Annotated in this window: 16 protein-coding genes; 8 read left to right on the plus strand and 8 right to left on the minus strand. The window is 65.1% G+C overall.

Annotated features, from left to right (window positions below):
• Positions 1–15 precede the first annotated feature (15 nt).
• A complete protein-coding gene (locus E3O54_RS01815) occupies positions 16–1245 on the plus strand; it encodes a PrsW family intramembrane metalloprotease (RefSeq protein ID WP_134400816.1) in 1230 nt (409 codons plus the stop codon).
• A gap of 165 nt (positions 1246–1410) precedes the next feature.
• Positions 1411–1782, plus strand: coding sequence for an FKBP-type peptidyl-prolyl cis-trans isomerase (locus E3O54_RS01820; protein WP_104101078.1), 372 nt, complete (start codon positions 1411–1413; stop codon positions 1780–1782).
• Positions 1783–1833: 51 nt separating this feature from the next.
• On the opposite strand, the gene E3O54_RS01825 is transcribed toward E3O54_RS01820, so the two are convergent.
• Entirely contained in the window at positions 1834–2130 is a 297-nt protein-coding gene (locus E3O54_RS01825; protein ID WP_241976714.1) for a DUF167 domain-containing protein, read from the minus strand.
• Positions 2131–2186: 56 nt separating this feature from the next.
• Between E3O54_RS01825 and E3O54_RS01830 the strand changes: the two genes are divergently transcribed.
• On the plus strand, positions 2187–2606 hold the full coding sequence (locus E3O54_RS01830; protein WP_104101079.1) for a hypothetical protein: 420 nt from the start codon (positions 2187–2189) through the stop codon (positions 2604–2606).
• Positions 2607–3955: 1349 nt separating this feature from the next.
• Here the strand turns inward: E3O54_RS01830 and E3O54_RS01840 are convergent.
• The 3 genes from E3O54_RS01840 to E3O54_RS01850 all read right to left on the minus strand — a co-directional run bounded on the left by E3O54_RS01840 (position 3956) and on the right by E3O54_RS01850 (position 5646).
• The gene (locus tag E3O54_RS01840; RefSeq protein WP_104101081.1) at positions 3956–4804 is read right to left on the minus strand and encodes an SDR family NAD(P)-dependent oxidoreductase; all 849 of its coding nucleotides are present in this window, start codon (positions 4802–4804) and stop codon (positions 3956–3958) included.
• A 4-nt stretch (positions 4805–4808) separates the two neighbouring features.
• Positions 4809–5234: a pyridoxamine 5'-phosphate oxidase family protein gene (locus E3O54_RS01845; RefSeq protein ID WP_104101082.1), complete on the minus strand. Its 426-nt coding sequence runs from the start codon at positions 5232–5234 to the stop codon at positions 4809–4811.
• 112 nt (positions 5235–5346) lie between these two features.
• A complete protein-coding gene (locus E3O54_RS01850; RefSeq protein ID WP_134400818.1) occupies positions 5347–5646 on the minus strand; it encodes an LPXTG cell wall anchor domain-containing protein in 300 nt (99 codons plus the stop codon).
• On the opposite strand from E3O54_RS01850, the gene E3O54_RS01855 reads away from it, so the two are divergent.
• Positions 5639–6037, plus strand: a complete 399-nt coding sequence (locus E3O54_RS01855; protein ID WP_134342059.1) for a hypothetical protein — start codon at positions 5639–5641, stop codon at positions 6035–6037. The genes E3O54_RS01850 and E3O54_RS01855 overlap by 8 nt on opposite strands.
• A 293-nt stretch (positions 6038–6330) precedes the next feature.
• Here E3O54_RS01855 and E3O54_RS01860 read toward each other — a convergent pair whose 3' ends face one another.
• Both E3O54_RS01860 and E3O54_RS01865 read right to left on the minus strand, forming a co-directional pair.
• Complete coding sequence (locus E3O54_RS01860) at positions 6331–6600, minus strand: protealysin inhibitor emfourin (protein WP_104101085.1); 270 nt, start codon at positions 6598–6600, stop codon at positions 6331–6333.
• A 10-nt stretch (positions 6601–6610) separates the two neighbouring features.
• A complete protein-coding gene (locus tag E3O54_RS01865; RefSeq protein ID WP_134400819.1) occupies positions 6611–7792 on the minus strand; it encodes a M4 family metallopeptidase in 1182 nt (393 codons plus the stop codon).
• A 253-nt stretch (positions 7793–8045) separates the two neighbouring features.
• Between E3O54_RS01865 and E3O54_RS01870 the strand changes: the two genes are divergently transcribed.
• From E3O54_RS01870 to E3O54_RS01880, 3 genes are all read left to right on the plus strand, one after another.
• On the plus strand, positions 8046–8948 hold the full coding sequence (locus E3O54_RS01870) for an LLM class flavin-dependent oxidoreductase (RefSeq protein ID WP_104101086.1): 903 nt from the start codon (positions 8046–8048) through the stop codon (positions 8946–8948).
• Between the two features lie 243 nt (positions 8949–9191).
• A complete protein-coding gene (locus E3O54_RS01875) occupies positions 9192–10457 on the plus strand; it encodes a nidogen-like domain-containing protein (RefSeq protein ID WP_134400820.1) in 1266 nt (421 codons plus the stop codon).
• Positions 10458–10559: 102 nt separating this feature from the next.
• The gene (locus E3O54_RS01880) at positions 10560–12269 is read left to right on the plus strand and encodes a PKD domain-containing protein (protein WP_134400821.1); all 1710 of its coding nucleotides are present in this window, start codon (positions 10560–10562) and stop codon (positions 12267–12269) included.
• 427 nt (positions 12270–12696) lie between these two features.
• Here the strand turns inward: E3O54_RS01880 and E3O54_RS01885 are convergent, their stop codons facing one another.
• Positions 12697–13110, minus strand: coding sequence for a DUF4913 domain-containing protein (locus E3O54_RS01885; RefSeq protein ID WP_134400822.1), 414 nt, complete (start codon positions 13108–13110; stop codon positions 12697–12699).
• The gene (locus E3O54_RS01890; protein WP_241976720.1) at positions 13103–13627 is read right to left on the minus strand and encodes a type IV secretory system conjugative DNA transfer family protein; all 525 of its coding nucleotides are present in this window, start codon (positions 13625–13627) and stop codon (positions 13103–13105) included. The genes E3O54_RS01885 and E3O54_RS01890 overlap by 8 nt, the downstream gene beginning before the upstream one ends.
• 256 nt (positions 13628–13883) lie before the next feature.
• Between E3O54_RS01890 and E3O54_RS01895 the strand changes: the two genes are divergently transcribed.
• Entirely contained in the window at positions 13884–15062 is a 1179-nt protein-coding gene (locus tag E3O54_RS01895) for an AI-2E family transporter (RefSeq protein WP_134400824.1), read from the plus strand.
• The last annotated feature ends 37 nt before the right edge of the window (positions 15063–15099 follow it).

Consider the following 15099-nt stretch of genomic DNA (forward strand, 5'->3'; position numbering starts at 1 on the left):
GCTAGTCTGTTGGGCATGACCCACGAGCCGACCCCGGAGCACTCCGCCGCCGCCCCACACTCTCATCCGGCCGGAACCCAGCCCGCGGCCCAGCCTGCCTCGGTGCAGCCCGCGGCCCAGCCGGTGCAGCCCGTCTGGACCGCCCCCGTTCGTCGCACCCGGGCGGGCATCGTCACGCTCACGGTCACCGGCCTCGTCATCGGGGGCGCCGCGCTGCTGCTGGTGTTCGTCTACCTGGCCACCTTCCTCGGTGCCGGCACGCTGCTGGTCGGCCTCATCCTGGCACTCATCCCACTGATCGGGATTTTGCTCGCCGTGGGCTGGATCGATCGGTGGGAGCCCGAACCCCGCCCGGCCCTCTGGTTCGCGTTTCTCTGGGGCGCCGGCGTCTCCATCGTGACCGCGCTGCTCTTCGACCTGGGCGTGCAGCTGGCCCGGGCCGGCGCCGGGGCCACCGAAACGGATGACGGTTTCGCCGCCGCCGTCCTCCAGGCGCCCCTCGCCGAGGAGGCCGCCAAGGGCGCCGGGGTGCTGCTGCTCTTCTGGGTGCTGCGTCGGAGATTCGACGGCCCGGTCGATGGCGTGGTCTATGCCGCGACGGTCGCGGCCGGATTCGCCTTCACCGAGAACATCCAATACTTCGGTGTGGCGATGATGGAGGGTGGCTCCGAGAACCTGGGCTTCACGTTCCTGGTGCGGGGGGTGTTGTCGCCCTTCGCCCATGTCATGTTCACTGCCTGCATCGGCATTGCGTGCGGGCTGGCGGTCCGGTTCCGGCCGTTCCCGGCCTTCGCCACGATTCTGCTCGGATTTGTCTCGGCGATCTTCCTGCACTCCGTCTGGAACGGGGCGTTCTACCTGGTCGAGAGTGGCTCGCTGGTGGCGTACTACCTCGCCGTGCAGGTGCCTCTGTTCCTCGGCGCGATCATGGTTGTCGTGTTGCTGCGGCGCCAGGAAGAACGCGTCACCGTGCTCCGGCTGAGCGAGTATGCCGCGGCCGGCTGGTTCAGCCCGGCCGAGGTGGGTATGCTCGCCACCCGCGATGGCCGTCGGCAGGCTCGATCCTGGGCCGCGCGGCAGCCCCAAACCCGGAAGCGGGCCATGCACCACTTCATCCACAACTCCACCCGCCTGGCTTTCGCCCGACAGCGCATGGTGAACGGTACGGCCGCGAACGTCGACCGGGCCGACGAATCGGAGCTGCTGGGGCTGATCCAGCGCGACCGTGCCGGCGTGATCAACTGACTCTGATGCCCTGACGAACAAGGACTCGCCGCCCCGGTGGTGTGGCAGTGCCGACAACTTTCCCGGAGCGGCGAGTTCTGTTCCCATGGTGCGCCCGACGGCCGCGTTCGCGCAAGGGGGAATTTTTGGTGTGCGGGCGAGCGCGCAATCCGATTGGATAGAGGAATGACTGATCAAAACACCAAGCCCGAACTCGACGCTCCGGAGGGCCCCGCGCCTACCGAACTGACCATCACCGACATCGTGGTCGGCGAGGGAGCCGAAGCAACCCCCGGCGCCACCGTCAACGTGCACTACCTCGGCGTCGCCTATGACACCGGAGATGAATTCGACTCCTCCTGGAGCCGCGGGCAGTCGATCAACTTCCCGCTTGCTCAGCTCATCGCGGGCTGGCAGCAGGGCATCCCCGGCATGAAGGTCGGCGGACGCCGCAAGCTGGTCGTCCCTCCGCACCTGGCCTACGGACCGGCCGGCGGAGGACACCAGCTCTCCGGCCAGACCCTGATCTTCGTGATCGACCTGCTCGGAACCCGCTAGAAACCCGCAGTGCCGGAAGCACGTGCGAGTCGCTACGCGAGTCGCGCATTGCTACGAGTCGTGTTCGATTCGCACGTGCTTGATCCGGGAGGCGTGGCCGCGCACGATGGTCACCGCGCTCTTGGACACGCCGAAGTGCTTGGCCAGCAGCTTCACCAGCGCATCGTTGGCGGCACCCTCAACGGCCCGCTGCTGCAAGAACACGGTGAGCGCAGCAACCGTCGGAGCATGGGACGCGTCGTCGCCCGGCTCCCGGCCCGGCTCTCGGCCCGGCTCTCCCCCGGAGACCAGCGGTCCCTTCCGACTACCGGGCTTCACATGCACCGTCAGGTTCACCGTTCGCGTCACGCCGGTCCTCCGGGAATATAGTTTTCTTCACAACGCTAGTGGGCGGAGTCGTCTTCATGATCTCAATCGATAGTGCGCGGGCCCTGGCCGAAGCCGGTCTGCAGTGGCGTCCCGTCTCCGGTGACGCCTTCCGCATCGAGCGCTCCGGCTTCGAAAGCGACGTGTTCACGGTCAGTGACATGACGATCGAGCCGCACGAGTTCGACACGGGAACGATCCTCGGCTTCAACGGCACCACCGAGTGGGCCCTTGATTCACTGGCCCTCGAGGATGCCCTGTGGATGCCGCGTGAGGACCAGCTGCGCGACCTGTTGCGGAGCACCTTCCGTTCGCTCACCCGTCAGGGCGAGGACAGCTACCGGGTGACGGTGGCGCTGAACGGGGCGCCGGAATTCTTCGACGCCGCCGACCCCGCGGATGCCTACGGCAACGCGCTCCTGCGTCTGATCAGCCTGTCCGCCGACTCCCTCGCCTGACACCCACCCTCTCGCCGGCTCCGCCGGTGGTCGAGCCTGTCGAGACCCGGTGCGTCGACCTCCAGAGGTTCGCCCGGGGCATCCGTTGCGGTCGAAGTCGCCAGCCTCGGAGATTTTCGCGACACGACGGGCACCCCAGGCCATCACAACGGCGTTTCCCGAAAATCTCCGAGTTCACGAGACACGGATGCGTGCTGCACGCCCATTGACGGATGCCCGCTGCGGGCCCGGCGACGGCTGCTTCTACTCCTCCACAATAAGGGTTTGATCAGGTTATCCACGGGGCGCTGACGGGTGCCGATCTGGAGCATGGAATGTCAGTGGTCAGCCGTAACGTGTGTCTCATGAAGCCCTCCTACAGTGAGCGGCGAGAACGCCTGGGTCGTCACTTCGACGCCATCCGGGAGACCCAGGCGGACGCCGCCCGGGTTGACGCCCGCCTGGCCGAACAGGTCGATCAGGCCCGCCGGTTCGCCGAAGCCCTGGCCCGAAACGCGGCCCGGGCAGCCAAGGACAAGGCCAGGGAGGGACCCCCGGCAGTGGCCGGGGTCGCGACCGGGATGCCCCGCACCCGGTGGCACGCTGCACAGGTCGTCGAACGCGAGTTCGTGACCGAACTGTCCTGCACCCTGCGGCTGCCGGTGCGCTCGACCGAAACCCTGATCGCCGAGAGCCGCACCCTGATAAATGAACTGCCCGGCACCCGGGCCGCCCTGCAGGACGGGTCGATCACCTACCGGCATGCGCAGGCGATCATGAACCAGGCCTGGTCGCTCCACGCCGAGGCCCTGGCCGGGTTCGAGGAGACCCTGCTGAAGTCGGCCCCGCACCTGACGGTGGCCAACCTGAAGAACGAGGCCCGGATCATGCGGGAACGGCTGCACCCGGGGTCGATCACGGCCCGGCACCAGAAGTCGGTGGCGGACCGGACGGTGATCTTCGAGCCCGAGGCCGACGGGATGGCATCCCGCTCCTGGTACGACTCGGCGGAGAAAGTGAAGGCCGGCTACGACCGCCTCACCGTGATGGGGATGAGCCTGCAGGGCCCGAACGACACCCATACGCTGACCCAGCTTCGGGCGGACGTGTTCGAAGACCTCATCCTCGACGGGGTGACCGCATCGGGGGTCGGCCAGGGCATCCGCGGCTCGGTGCACGTCACCGTCCCGGTGATGACACTCCTCGGCCACCCCGAGCAACCCAGCCACTTCGAAGGGTCCGGGCCGATCGACCCCGATACCGCACGCAAGATTGCGGCCGGGACGCCCGGCTTCATCCGAATCCTGACCCATCCGGAGACCGGGGTGGTGCTCTCGATCGGGCGCACGTTCATCAGTCGGGGACCGACGTCAGGCCAGCCAGGTCGCCGTCATCCGCTGCACGACTCCGCCGTCGAGGTCGGCGAGCTTGGCCGCCACGAACTGGCGCGCCGCCTCCGATGTCTGCACCCGAAACGGTGGGCGGTCGCCGTCGAGCAGGGCGGCGACGATCTCGCCGGCGCTCCGGGCCGACTGGGCCGAGCCGAAGGATGACGCCGCGCGGGCCAGGTACGCCTCCAGTGCCGCGGCGTACGGGTCGTTGGCCAAGCCGGATTGGTTGAGGTCCCGGCCGACGTTGGCGACGAACGAGGATGTCACGGCGCCGGGTTCGACTACCGTCACCGACACACCGGCCGTGGCGGCCACCGGGGCCAGGCTCTCCATGAATCCCTCCACCGCGAACTTCGCCGCACAATACGCCTCGTTGAAGGGCTGGCCGATGGCTCCACCCACGCTCGAGACGGTGATCAGCCGGCCCGTGCTGCCCCGGAGAAGGGGGAGCGCGGCCCGTGTGAGGGCAACCACCCCGAAGAAGTTCACCTCCATCACGGCGCGAACGTCATCGACTGTTGAGTTCTCGATGGTGCCGAGCCTCCCCGACCCGGCGTTGTTGATGAGCGCGTCGAGCCGGCCGTGCCGGTCGATGGTCCCGGCCACGGCATCCGTGGCCGCGTGCGGTTCGGTCACGTCCAGGCGACGGATGTCGAGACTCACCTCCGCGTCGGTGGCCGCGTCCCGCAGAGCGCGGGCGCCTTCGAGGTTGCGCATGGTGGCTACCACCGTGTGGCCGGCGCGAGCCGCGGCGATGGCGGCGTGGAGTCCGATACCGGAGGAGGTCCCCGTGATCAGAACGACGCTGGAGTCCGGTGCGTGAGTCACGCTTCTAGTACCGGTCGGGTTCCGGGCCGAGCTGGAACCGGCGGCCTGTGATCCTGGTCGGCGTTATCTCGACGTAGATGTACTTCAGGGTCGGGATGAGCGGGCGCAGCGGCAATTGATCCGCGGCCTCGATCTCGGCCTGCTTGTCGAGAACTCGGGCCTCGCCTCGCGCCACGACGCTCCACGCCTCGCTGCGACCGATGCCGTCGATCTCGAAGGCGACCCGGTTGTTCACCGTGAGCTCGAGGAGCTTCGTACCCTCGGCCGTGCGGAAAACGAGCCGCCGGTCTGCGGAGACGAAGTTCACCGGGTAAATGTCCGGCTCACCGGAAATGCTCATCGCGAGTCTTCCGAAACTGGACGAGATCAGAAGATCCCAGCAGTCGTCCTCGCTGAGGTTCTGAACCGGATACAGGTCGTTGGTTTCCATGACTCATAGTCCCACGCGGTCCGGTTCGGCGCGAGCAGGTGCCGGCAACGAAAAACGCGCCCACCGTTCCCCGAGGGGCGGTAGGCGCGTTTCGGTCTGACAGCGAGTCGGATCAGTCCCGACGGAGGCGTACGACGGTGCGTCGAAGCGCGAGGAGCGCGCCGAGTCCCAGCAGCAGGGCGCCTGCAGCCGCGGAGATCAGCAGGGAGGCCGAGTCGACGCCGGTCGCGGCCAGCTCGGGAGCGGCCGTGATCGTGTCGGCGGCGACCGGGAGGGCCGTCTCGGTCGGGGTCGGTGTCTGCGTCGGCGTGACCTCGGCTGCATGCACGATCGTGTTGAGCTCGGTCGCGCACTCCACGGTCGAGCCACCGCCGTTGCTGGAGTAGTTGCACTGGTTGACAGTGATGGGCACGTCGGTCGTCACCGTCGCCGAGGGATTCACCCGGCAGAGCACATCGGCGCCGCCGCCGTTCCCGGCGTTGTTGCACTGGGTGACGGTCGCGTCGGTGGTGTTCTCAAGCGGCACGCAGTCGAGTGCCGTGCTGGCTCCGGAGCCGACGCACTGGTTGACCGTGGCGGGGGATGCCGTGGTCGCACCGGTGATGTGGTTGTTCACGGTCACCGTGCAGATGGTGTTACCGCCGCCGACGTTGATCGAGCCGTTGCACTGGGTGATCGTGTGGATCAGCTTCGAAGAGTTCACGACCGTCGCTGCGGGGGGCTGCACCTCGGTGTTCGCCGCGTGGATGCTGACGACGGTGCTGGTGGTCGAACTGGTCGCGCCGGTGGCAAGATTGAGATAATTGTCGACCGTGACGCTGCATTCGACGGCGCCGGTGCCGCCGCCGACTCCGGCGACATCGTTACACTGTTCGACGGTGCCGTCGACCGGAGCAGCCGAAGCGGAAACCGCCGGCGAAGCGGTCAGGACGAAGGCCGCGAGGAAAAGGCCGAGGGCCAGAACAAGCGAACGGTTCAGTGCAGAAGCACTGAAGAAAGAACGTGAAGTTTTAACAGCCAGCAGATTTGCGATGGAGGCCCCCTTAGTTGGTCTACTCTAACAGGGGATTCTCAGGCCAGGACAACGGAGAACGGGTCAGTGCCCTTCGTTCACGCCTCTGACCCGGTCAATAAGATCTTTCCACGGCCCAGAGACCTGCTGCTCGCTGAGCACGACCTCGTGGGGTGCGCAACGGATGCGGTAGACGTAGCGGTCCGGCTGCGGAGCCGTCGCGGATACCTCGTCCCAGGGCAGCCCACGAAGAAGTTCCGCCCAGGCGGACCGGTCGGGTTGTTCCTCCACCTGGACCTCCCAGGTGGTTCGGATGCCGGCGAAGCCACCGCTGCGCGAAACGACGACCTTCATGAGGCCGATATTACTCCGGCCGTGGGGCAGGAACGACGGTGGCGCGACCGACGCCGGTCCCTGGGCCAGTGCCGGACCGGGGCCGGGATCCGGTGCCGAGCCCGCCGCCGAGGCCGACGGCGGTCCAGCCGGCGATCACGGCCTCGTGTTCTCGGGAACCGGCGCCGTGGCGCGTGACCGCCGCCCGCGAGGTCGCCCGCGCGAACCCGGCGAAGTCCACGGTGCGGCCCAGCGTGCCGGAGGTGAGGGTGTCGAACCAGATCTGGCCGGCCGTCTCCCAGGCGTTTCCGCCGAGAGCTGTGGCCACGAGGTAGAACGCCCGGTTCGGAATGCCCGAGTTCAAGTGCACCCCGCCATTGTCGTCTTCGGTTTCGATGTAGCCGGTCATGTCCGCGGGCTGGGGGTCCTTGCCGAGAGCATCGTCGTTGTAGGCGGTGCCGGGAGCCTTCAGCGAGCGCAGCGCGACCCCCTGCACCTGGTCGGTGAAGAGACCTTCGCCGATCAACCAGCCGGCCTCGGCGGCTGACTGGCCCAGGGAGCGCTGCTCCACCAGCGAGCCGAACACGTCCGACAGGGACTCGTTTATCGCACCTGATTGTCCCTCATAGGCGAGGTTGGCCGTGAATTGGGTCACCCCGTGCGTGAGCTCATGCCCGATCACCGTCAGCGACGCGGTGAAACGGTTGAAGACCAGGCCGTCGCCATCGCCGAACACCATGCGCTCGCCGTCCCAGAACGCATTGTCGTAGTTGCGGCCGTAGTGCACGGTCGCCTCCAGCGACACACCGCGGTCATCGATCGAGTCGCGCTCGAACACGTTCCAGAACAGGGAATGCGTGTCTCCGAGCCCCGCCCAGGCCTCATTGACCGCGAGATCGGCCCCGGCGGGCTGGCCCTCGCGGCGGACCAGCCGGCCCGGCAGTCGTTCCAGGCCGCCGGCATCCGACACGGCCCGGTCCACGTGCCCGCGCACCCGGGCGGCCGCTCCGCCGCGCACACCGGAGTGGACCGACGACGACGGCGTCGGATGCGCCGCCGCGCGCAGTTCCCGGATCGGCACGTCCCGCATCAGAGACCGTCTGGCTGCCTCGGCCGCGGCCGCGAGCCGGGGATCGTCGACCCGCGCCAGCCGCACCAGCAGATACGGCGGCACGATAGTGCACCGGGAGAAGCCGTGCGATGAGCCTGTCATGGGTCGAGTGTGGCACTCGGCGGTGACACGCACCACAGAAATTCCTGATTAGCCCGTGTGCCGCGACCCTGAGACCCGAGAGAAGGCCCGCGGCGGCATCCGGAACGTGGGCCGGGTGCCGCCACGGGGGTCTGGTGTCATCAGCGGCCGACTCGCTGCCTGAGAAATCAGGAACGCCGCTCGAGTCCCATTAATAGCACCGTGCGCGCCGGGCGAGAAGGTGCCGGTGGGAGGCCTTCCGTAGACTCTCAGCATGCGCTTCGGAATCGTCATTCTCCCGCAGGAATCGTGGCCGGAGGCCCGCCGTCGCTGGCAGGGCGCTGAGCAGCTCGGCTTCGACCACGCCTGGACCTACGACCACCTGTCCTGGCGGTCGTTGGCCGACCAGCCCTGGCATGCGACCGTCCCGACGCTGACTGCCGCGGCGGTCGTCACCTCGCGGATCCGGCTGGGTACCTTCGTCTCATCACCGAACTTCCGGCATCCGGTGACCTTCGCCAAGGAGATCGCCACCCTCGACGACATTGCCGGCGGGCGATTCCTGCTCGGGGTGGGCTCAGGCGGTACCGGGTTCGACGCCACCGTGCTCGGGCAGCCCGAGTACACCCCGAAGCAGCGGTCCGAGCGCTTCGCCGCGTTCGTCACGGCCCTCGACCGGCTGCTGCGCCACGAGGAACCGGGCAGCGGCGGCATCAGCTTCGAGGGGGAGTGGGCGAGGGCGGTCGGCGCGCGAATGGTCGGTGTGCCGGCCCAGGAGCCGCGGGTTCCGTTCGTCATCGCCGCGAACGGGCCCAAAGGGCTGCGCCTCGTCACGACGTTCGGTTCCGGCTGGGTGACGACGGGAGCGGACGGCGTCGTGGGCGAGGACTGGTGGGCGGCGGTAGCCGGCCTCATGCACCGGCTGGAGGACACGGCAGTCGTCGCGGGCAGGGACCCGGCCACCATCGACCGTTACCTGTCTCTCGACAGCGGCGGCTGCTTCTCCCTGCAGAGCATCGGAGCGTTCGAGGATGCCGTAGGTCGGGCCGGCGAACTCGGCTTCACCGACGTGATCAGCCACTGGCCGCGAGCGGCCGGCATCTACGCCGGAACGGAGGCCGTTCTGCACCGGGCTGCGGCCGTGATCAGCCGGCAGCGCGCCCGGGCCGGAAAATAGTTTGAGAAGAACCGACCCCGCAGAGCCGGCGCAGAAAAGCTAACATAAACGATTCCCAAAGCAGTCCTAGCTGCCCTCGTGCGCGGTGCAGGGAAGCACTGAGCCTCGCACGGATTGGCTGCTTGACCTGCCGTGCGGGGGTGCGATTCTGCCATCTTGGCTATGCGAGCACCGGCAACGCCTCTACGATATTGGGGCACGGTTAATGAACTCGTTTAGAGCATCCAACTCACTAGTTGGTTCATGGCTGGCCTTCCTCACGTTCTGCCTCAAATTCAGCTCGTATTTGCTCTTTCCAGCCGGCCGCGACTGACAAGTACTCAACACTCGCAATTGTCGCCCGATGTTGTTTGTATAAGTCTTCCGCAAGCACGGCTTCATCCACTGTGGGTTAACAACAACGGGAACGTGACCTTCGATGCTCCGCGTGGGAGGTACACGCCATTCGGGCTCAGCGCTAACCGTACGCCGATCATTGCTCCGTTCTTTGCGGATGTGGACACGAGGGGAACAGGAACAGACCCTGTCGCCTACGGATATAGGGAGACCACGTTCGAGGGGCATGCCGCATTCTGCGTCAGCTGGGTCAACGTTGGGTACTTCTCTGGGAAGGCAGACAAGACAAATTCATTTCAACTGCTATTGGTCTCGCGCCCTGATGCCGACCTCGGAGCATTTGACATTGTCTTCAACTACGGGCGTGTGCAGTGGGAAACCGGAGACGCCAGTAACGGAGTGGATGGACTCGGCGGGTCATCCGCGCGCGTTGGTTTCTCGAGCGGAACGGGGATCCCCGGTTCCTATTCCGAGCTGCCCGGATCAGGAACGAATGGATCATTCCTCGACACATCCCCCGTGGGACTGGTGCACACCAGTTTGGGCTCAGCGACGCTCGGCCGCTACACCTTTCCAGTCAGATCTGACGGCCAGATAGCGGACCGGTATGTCGCCATGGGCGATAGTTATCAGTCCGGTGAGGGGGCGTACAGCTACGAAAGTGGAGCGGACAATGGCACGAACAAGTGTCATCGCTCGGCAAACGCCTACCCAAACCTCCTGGTGGACCGGCAAGTGGTGCGACTTCAACTTGACTTCGTTGCTTGTTCAGGCGCCGTTATCCATGACCTGATCTACAGCTCCGAAGAGGATGGTGCCCCCTTGGAAGGCGAAGCCGCCCAAGTGGACAGTCTGGGCACTGACACCCGACTGGTGACGGTCAAAATCGGCGGCAACGACCTCGACTTTGGAGGCACGATCAAATCCTGTGTTGAAAGTGGGATCAAGAGTTGGATTCCCATCGTCAACTGGTTCAACTACAGCTGTATTGGTAACCAGGGCGATGAAGTGGAGGCAAACCTCGCGGATCTTGAAACCGGACAGGTTGGGGAAGACCTACTCGACCTCTATCGGCTCATCAGGGCAAAAGCACCTTATGCGCGAATCGAAGTGGTATCGTACCCCCGATTCTTCCCCGCCGAGGCCGCAGACAATCTCTTGGGGTGCGCGTAAATCGCACGCAAGGCAGACAAGAAGTGGATCAACGCAGGAATCGTCCGGGCCAACAGTGCGATCGAGAGAATCACCTCACTCGCTGGAGTTGGGTCGATTAACATGAGCGATGTCCTGGAAGGTCACGAACTATGCGACCCTGAACCCGCGATGAATGGCGTCGTGGACCCGTTCTCGCCCGAGTCGTATCATCCGAACGTGCTCGGTCAGAGCCTCATGGCCGATCGCATCGAGCAGGAACTGTCCACGATCATCGAGCCGACAGACCAGATCCGCCCCCAAGAAACAGTGCAGCGCGTGTTCAAGGTGCAGGGCAAGAGGTTCACTGTGAACGTGGCGTGGCGTGGCAGTGATGTTGAGACGACGCTCACCTCCCCGAGCGGGCAGGTCTTTAGCCGGTCCAGCCACAACGGTGCCATGCACGACAACGGGCTAACTTACGAGTACTACGACATCAACTCCCCAGAGCCTGGGCAGTGGACAGTCACTTCCTTCGGCAAGGACGTATCCCCAGCTGGAGAACCGGTAACTCTCTCCATGTACGACATGCCGGAGCTCAACCGCGTGCCCAATGCCGTAGTTACTACGACCGATTCTGGCCCATCCTTCACCTTTGACGGGACGACATCCGTCGATCCTGACGGAACGATTACGAACCACCTGTGGGACTTCGGCGACGGTATCTCCGCGGTCGGAGCAATCGTTGAACACACATATGCACAGCCTGGACAGTACCTGGTCGCGCTCGTGACAACCGATGATGACGGAGCAGAAGGTTTCGGCTCCGTAGCCTCAGTCATTGATACCACTCGGTCTCTACCCGCAGTCTCGGTGAAATCCCCGCTGACGCTCACGAATAGCTTCACAACTCCGGGACTCAATGGTGATGTTCGCGTCGTCGGTGACTTCAATTGCAATTCCACCGTGCGGATTTCGGGCGACGTGATTGCAACAGGTAACGCATACTTCACGAACGAGTGCCGTATCGACGGTGACGTAACTATCGGCGGTAATGCGCGATTCGATTCGACGCCGTCGGTGGGCGGCAATGTTGTCGTGACGGGCAAGGTGTCCTATCAGTCCACGGCGCGGATCCTTGGCAATCTCACTTCTGGCGGTCCGCTCACCGTCATTGATGGAAAATCGACGACGCAACTCGCGTCCTTGGGCTCGATAGGTGGCCAGATCACCTCGAACACCACAGTCCCACCCGTTGTCGTCGACGGCCACGCCTTTGTCTACAAGCCGACAGAGTGGATCGATCCCGTCAATACGACCTGGCGACAGTGGATGAACGCAGCTGCCACCTCCAACAACGCCCCAACTTGGTCCCGCGGGTTGAGCGCCAATCCTGGCTGCACACTCAGCCCGGGTGGCGACAGCGTCAACGGAAAGATCGTCACGTTGAGCACGCCCACCCTCGTCGATGCTCGCCGATCGGTGAACAACTGCTCGGCAGTCACAGTCCAGAACATGGAGATAGCCATGTCCACCGATCTGACCCTCATCGCCGACAAAATCGGGATCGTCAATGGGCTGAAAGTGACATCAGCCGATGGGAAAGCACACGTGCTTCGGCTGATTGCCACTGGTAACGCAACCTCGTGCACCTCAACCAATGGCATCTCCGCGTCCGGGGGCTTGAACATAGATCCAAAAATCTCCACCCAAGTACTGGCCGCGGGTCAAGCGAAGATCGACGGTCCAGCTTCGTTCTCTGGACAAGTATTAGCCGCCTGTTTCGCCAGCAGCGGTGCCACTAATATCGCGTATGCGAACGTAGTCACACCAGGGCTGGTGGTACCGCAATGAATGCGCTGAGGGAAGAAAGCGGGTCGTAGGTGTCCGAAACTGTATCGAAGGAGCGCACCTGGCTCCACCTGCTCTGGGCACTTCCGATTCCAGTGGTTGTGAGTTCGGTCCTGCTGATCAGCGCACTCTGGGACTACTGCGGAATCAGCGGATGTACAGGTGGCGGATTCGGAATCAATCGGGATATCGGCGGCACGATCGGTAACCTTGCGCCGATTCCATTTCTGATCGGACTCCCCATTTTCTTGGTGCCCTGGTCACCCAAGCGTGGAGTCCGGGTGCTTGTCGCACTCCTAACCGGACTGGCTTTCGCGGGACTTGGATTCGCAATTCTCGTGTCGATGGCCTCGTAACCCAGGGACACCGAAGCACCGGGCCGCGACAAGAGTTGACCCTGCTCGCCAACGGATTCCTCCGTGAGGGCCCTCTACAGCTCCACATCGTCCGGTGGCATCGACGTCGGCACGATTCCGGCAGCTTTGTCTTTGCGTCGGTAGAGGTGTCCTTGGTCGGGGTCGCAGTCGCGGAATGGCCCGTTGCCTTTGCCTTTGTCGAAGATGACGGCGGCGTGGCGGTCCCAGTGGTTGATCCACCAGAACGAGACGGCGCCGGCGTCGCCGTCCATAACGCTGGCGTCAGCTTGCATGCTGGCCTGCCAGAGGGCCTTGAACCGGGCGATGATCTCAGGGTGTAGCCACCATTGGGTGCAGCACGGTGTTGGTTTGGTGCCGACGACCTCGACGGTGGCGAGGTGACCGATCAGCAAATCGAGAAACATTTGGCGAACGTCGACCGCGTCCTCTTTAGCGTTGGTCGAGTCGTAGTCGTCGTACTCAGCCATGGGCTGCAACCTCCGCTGCAGTGGTGTTGTCGGGCACCGGGGCCGGCGTGGGGTTCGGCGTCCTGGTCGGGGTGCGGTTGATGGCGGTGGTGAGGGTCTTGTCGCGGAACCAGGGGACGGTGTTGACCATGACGGGTCGGCATTTGGAGCTGAAGACGATGGCGCGCCATTCGGGGAGGGAGCCGAGGGCGGCGATGTCAAGGGTGTTGACCTTGCGGGTGTTGGTGGAGGTGGATTGGTGGCCGTCTTTGCCGGTGGAGCTGCCGTAGTTGATTTCGTCGTGTTCGCCGATGAGGGCGGTCAGCGAGCGGAGGAAGTCGTCGTCGGGACCACCGCCGAACACGCGGGTGGCGACGGCGTCCCAGAGGGTCTGCCACCTGTCTTTCCCGAACGCGTCGATCGCTTGGGCGCGGGATTGGAAGTAGGAGTTGAGGATCATGCCCATCGACCCGTAGAACGAATACACCGAGGGCAGTTCGGGCCAGCGGACGATGTTCGCGCACTCGTTGAGCTCCATCACCAGCGGGACCGGGAGCCGGCCGCCGTTTCGCTGCGCGGCGGTTTCGGCGGTTGTGCAGATGGCGCGGATGAGGGCGACGAATTCGACGGAAATTCTGCCCGCAACGCCCCGGAAACCCGGGAAAGAGCGCTCTCCTGGCAGAATCTCCGTCGAATTCGTTCGACGCCGGGCCGGGGTTCCGCCCGAATCGGTAAGGAGGCACTCGGCCGGGCAGCCGTTTACCGATGCTGCAACAGGTGCCTATGGTGTCAGCATGCGCGCCGACGACCCCTCATCCCCGTCCCTGCAGACCCTACTGACCAGCCGGCTCGGCCGGTGGGCCATCCGCTCCACCCAGATCATCGTCGTGGTCGTGCTGACCGCCGGCGCCGTCTACGCTCTGGTGCAGGTGCAACTCGTGGTGATCCCCGTTCTCGTGGCGCTCATCCTGGCATCGGCGCTGGCACCGCTGGTCGGCTGGCTGCGCACGCGCGGCCTCCCGGTCATTCTCGCGACCTGGATCACCCTGTTGGCAGGGGCACTCATCCTCGGCGGCATCGTCACGCTCATCGTCTTCGCGGTGCGCAACCAGTGGGGTGCGCTGGTGGTGGCGGCCGGCGACGGGCTCGACGAACTACAGGGGCTGCTGGTTGAGGGCCCGATCGCGCTCGACTCGGAGCAGTTCAACGCGGTGCGTGATGCGATCGTGGGCTTCGTCACGAGCGCACAGTTCGGCACGGGGGCGCTCGCCGGGGTGTCCGCCGCGGTGGAGCTGGTCACCGGAGCCCTGCTCGTGCTGGTGATCCTGTTCTTTTTCCTCAAGGACGGCGGCCAGATCTGGGACTTCTTCCTACGTTTCCTGCACGGCGAGAGCCTCGAGCGCGCCCACCGGATCGGCGACGTCACCCCGACGGTTCTCGGCCAGTACGTGCGGGGAACGGCGATCATCGCCCTCTTCGACGCCGTTCTGATCGGCGTCGGGCTGGCCATCCTGCAAGTTCCGCTGGCCCTGCCGCTGGCTGTGATCGTGTTCCTCACGGCGTTCATCCCACTGATCGGGGCGACCGTCGCGGGCATCCTGGCTGCCCTCGTGGCGTTGGTGGCCAATGGGCCGCTCGTGGCGCTGATCGTTGTGGCCATCGTGATCGTGGTCAACCAGATCGAGGGCGACCTGCTCAACCCGGTGGTGATGGCGGGGGCGTTGAAACTGCATCCGCTGGTGATCCTCGTCGCTTTGACCGTGGGCACCATCCTCGGCGGTATCGCCGGGGCCGTTCTGGCGGTCCCGCTCGTCGCCGTGGGCTGGGCGATGATCAAGGTTTGGGACAGGCCGGATCAGTCGATCACCCAGCGGGCGAAGTTCTCCATCCGGCACCGGCCTCAGCCGGCGAAGCCCGCCGAGGCCGCCCCATTGTCGGCTCGGGGTGGCGAGCCTACGATAGGCGGCATCTGACCGGGGAGGCACAGGTGGCGATTTCACCGCTGAAAGC

The sequence above is a fragment of the Cryobacterium sp. TMT2-4 genome (genome assembly GCF_004402575.1).
Taxonomy (GTDB): domain Bacteria; phylum Actinomycetota; class Actinomycetes; order Actinomycetales; family Microbacteriaceae; genus Cryobacterium; species Cryobacterium sandaracinum.

Coding starts and splice junctions, on each gene's coding strand:
- E3O54_RS01860 (WP_104101085.1), bottom strand. CDS start 6,600: ATGAAGGTCGTCGTTTCGCGCAGCGGTGGCTTCGCCGGCATCCGAACC.
- E3O54_RS01855 (WP_134342059.1), top strand. CDS start 5,639: ATGGGCACGTCGGTCGTCACCGTCGCCGAGGGATTCACCCGGCAGAGC.
- E3O54_RS01830 (WP_104101079.1), top strand. CDS start 2,187: ATGATCTCAATCGATAGTGCGCGGGCCCTGGCCGAAGCCGGTCTGCAG.
- E3O54_RS01815 (WP_134400816.1), top strand. CDS start 16: ATGACCCACGAGCCGACCCCGGAGCACTCCGCCGCCGCCCCACACTCT.
- E3O54_RS01885 (WP_134400822.1), bottom strand. CDS start 13,110: ATGGCTGAGTACGACGACTACGACTCGACCAACGCTAAAGAGGACGCG.
- E3O54_RS01870 (WP_104101086.1), top strand. CDS start 8,046: ATGCGCTTCGGAATCGTCATTCTCCCGCAGGAATCGTGGCCGGAGGCC.
- E3O54_RS01865 (WP_134400819.1), bottom strand. CDS start 7,792: ATGACAGGCTCATCGCACGGCTTCTCCCGGTGCACTATCGTGCCGCCG.
- E3O54_RS01875 (WP_134400820.1), top strand. CDS start 9,192: ATGGCTGGCCTTCCTCACGTTCTGCCTCAAATTCAGCTCGTATTTGCT.
- E3O54_RS01890 (WP_241976720.1), bottom strand. CDS start 13,627: ATGGAGCTCAACGAGTGCGCGAACATCGTCCGCTGGCCCGAACTGCCC.
- E3O54_RS01880 (WP_134400821.1), top strand. CDS start 10,560: ATGAGCGATGTCCTGGAAGGTCACGAACTATGCGACCCTGAACCCGCG.
- E3O54_RS01820 (WP_104101078.1), top strand. CDS start 1,411: ATGACTGATCAAAACACCAAGCCCGAACTCGACGCTCCGGAGGGCCCC.
- E3O54_RS01845 (WP_104101082.1), bottom strand. CDS start 5,234: ATGGAAACCAACGACCTGTATCCGGTTCAGAACCTCAGCGAGGACGAC.
- E3O54_RS01895 (WP_134400824.1), top strand. CDS start 13,884: ATGCGCGCCGACGACCCCTCATCCCCGTCCCTGCAGACCCTACTGACC.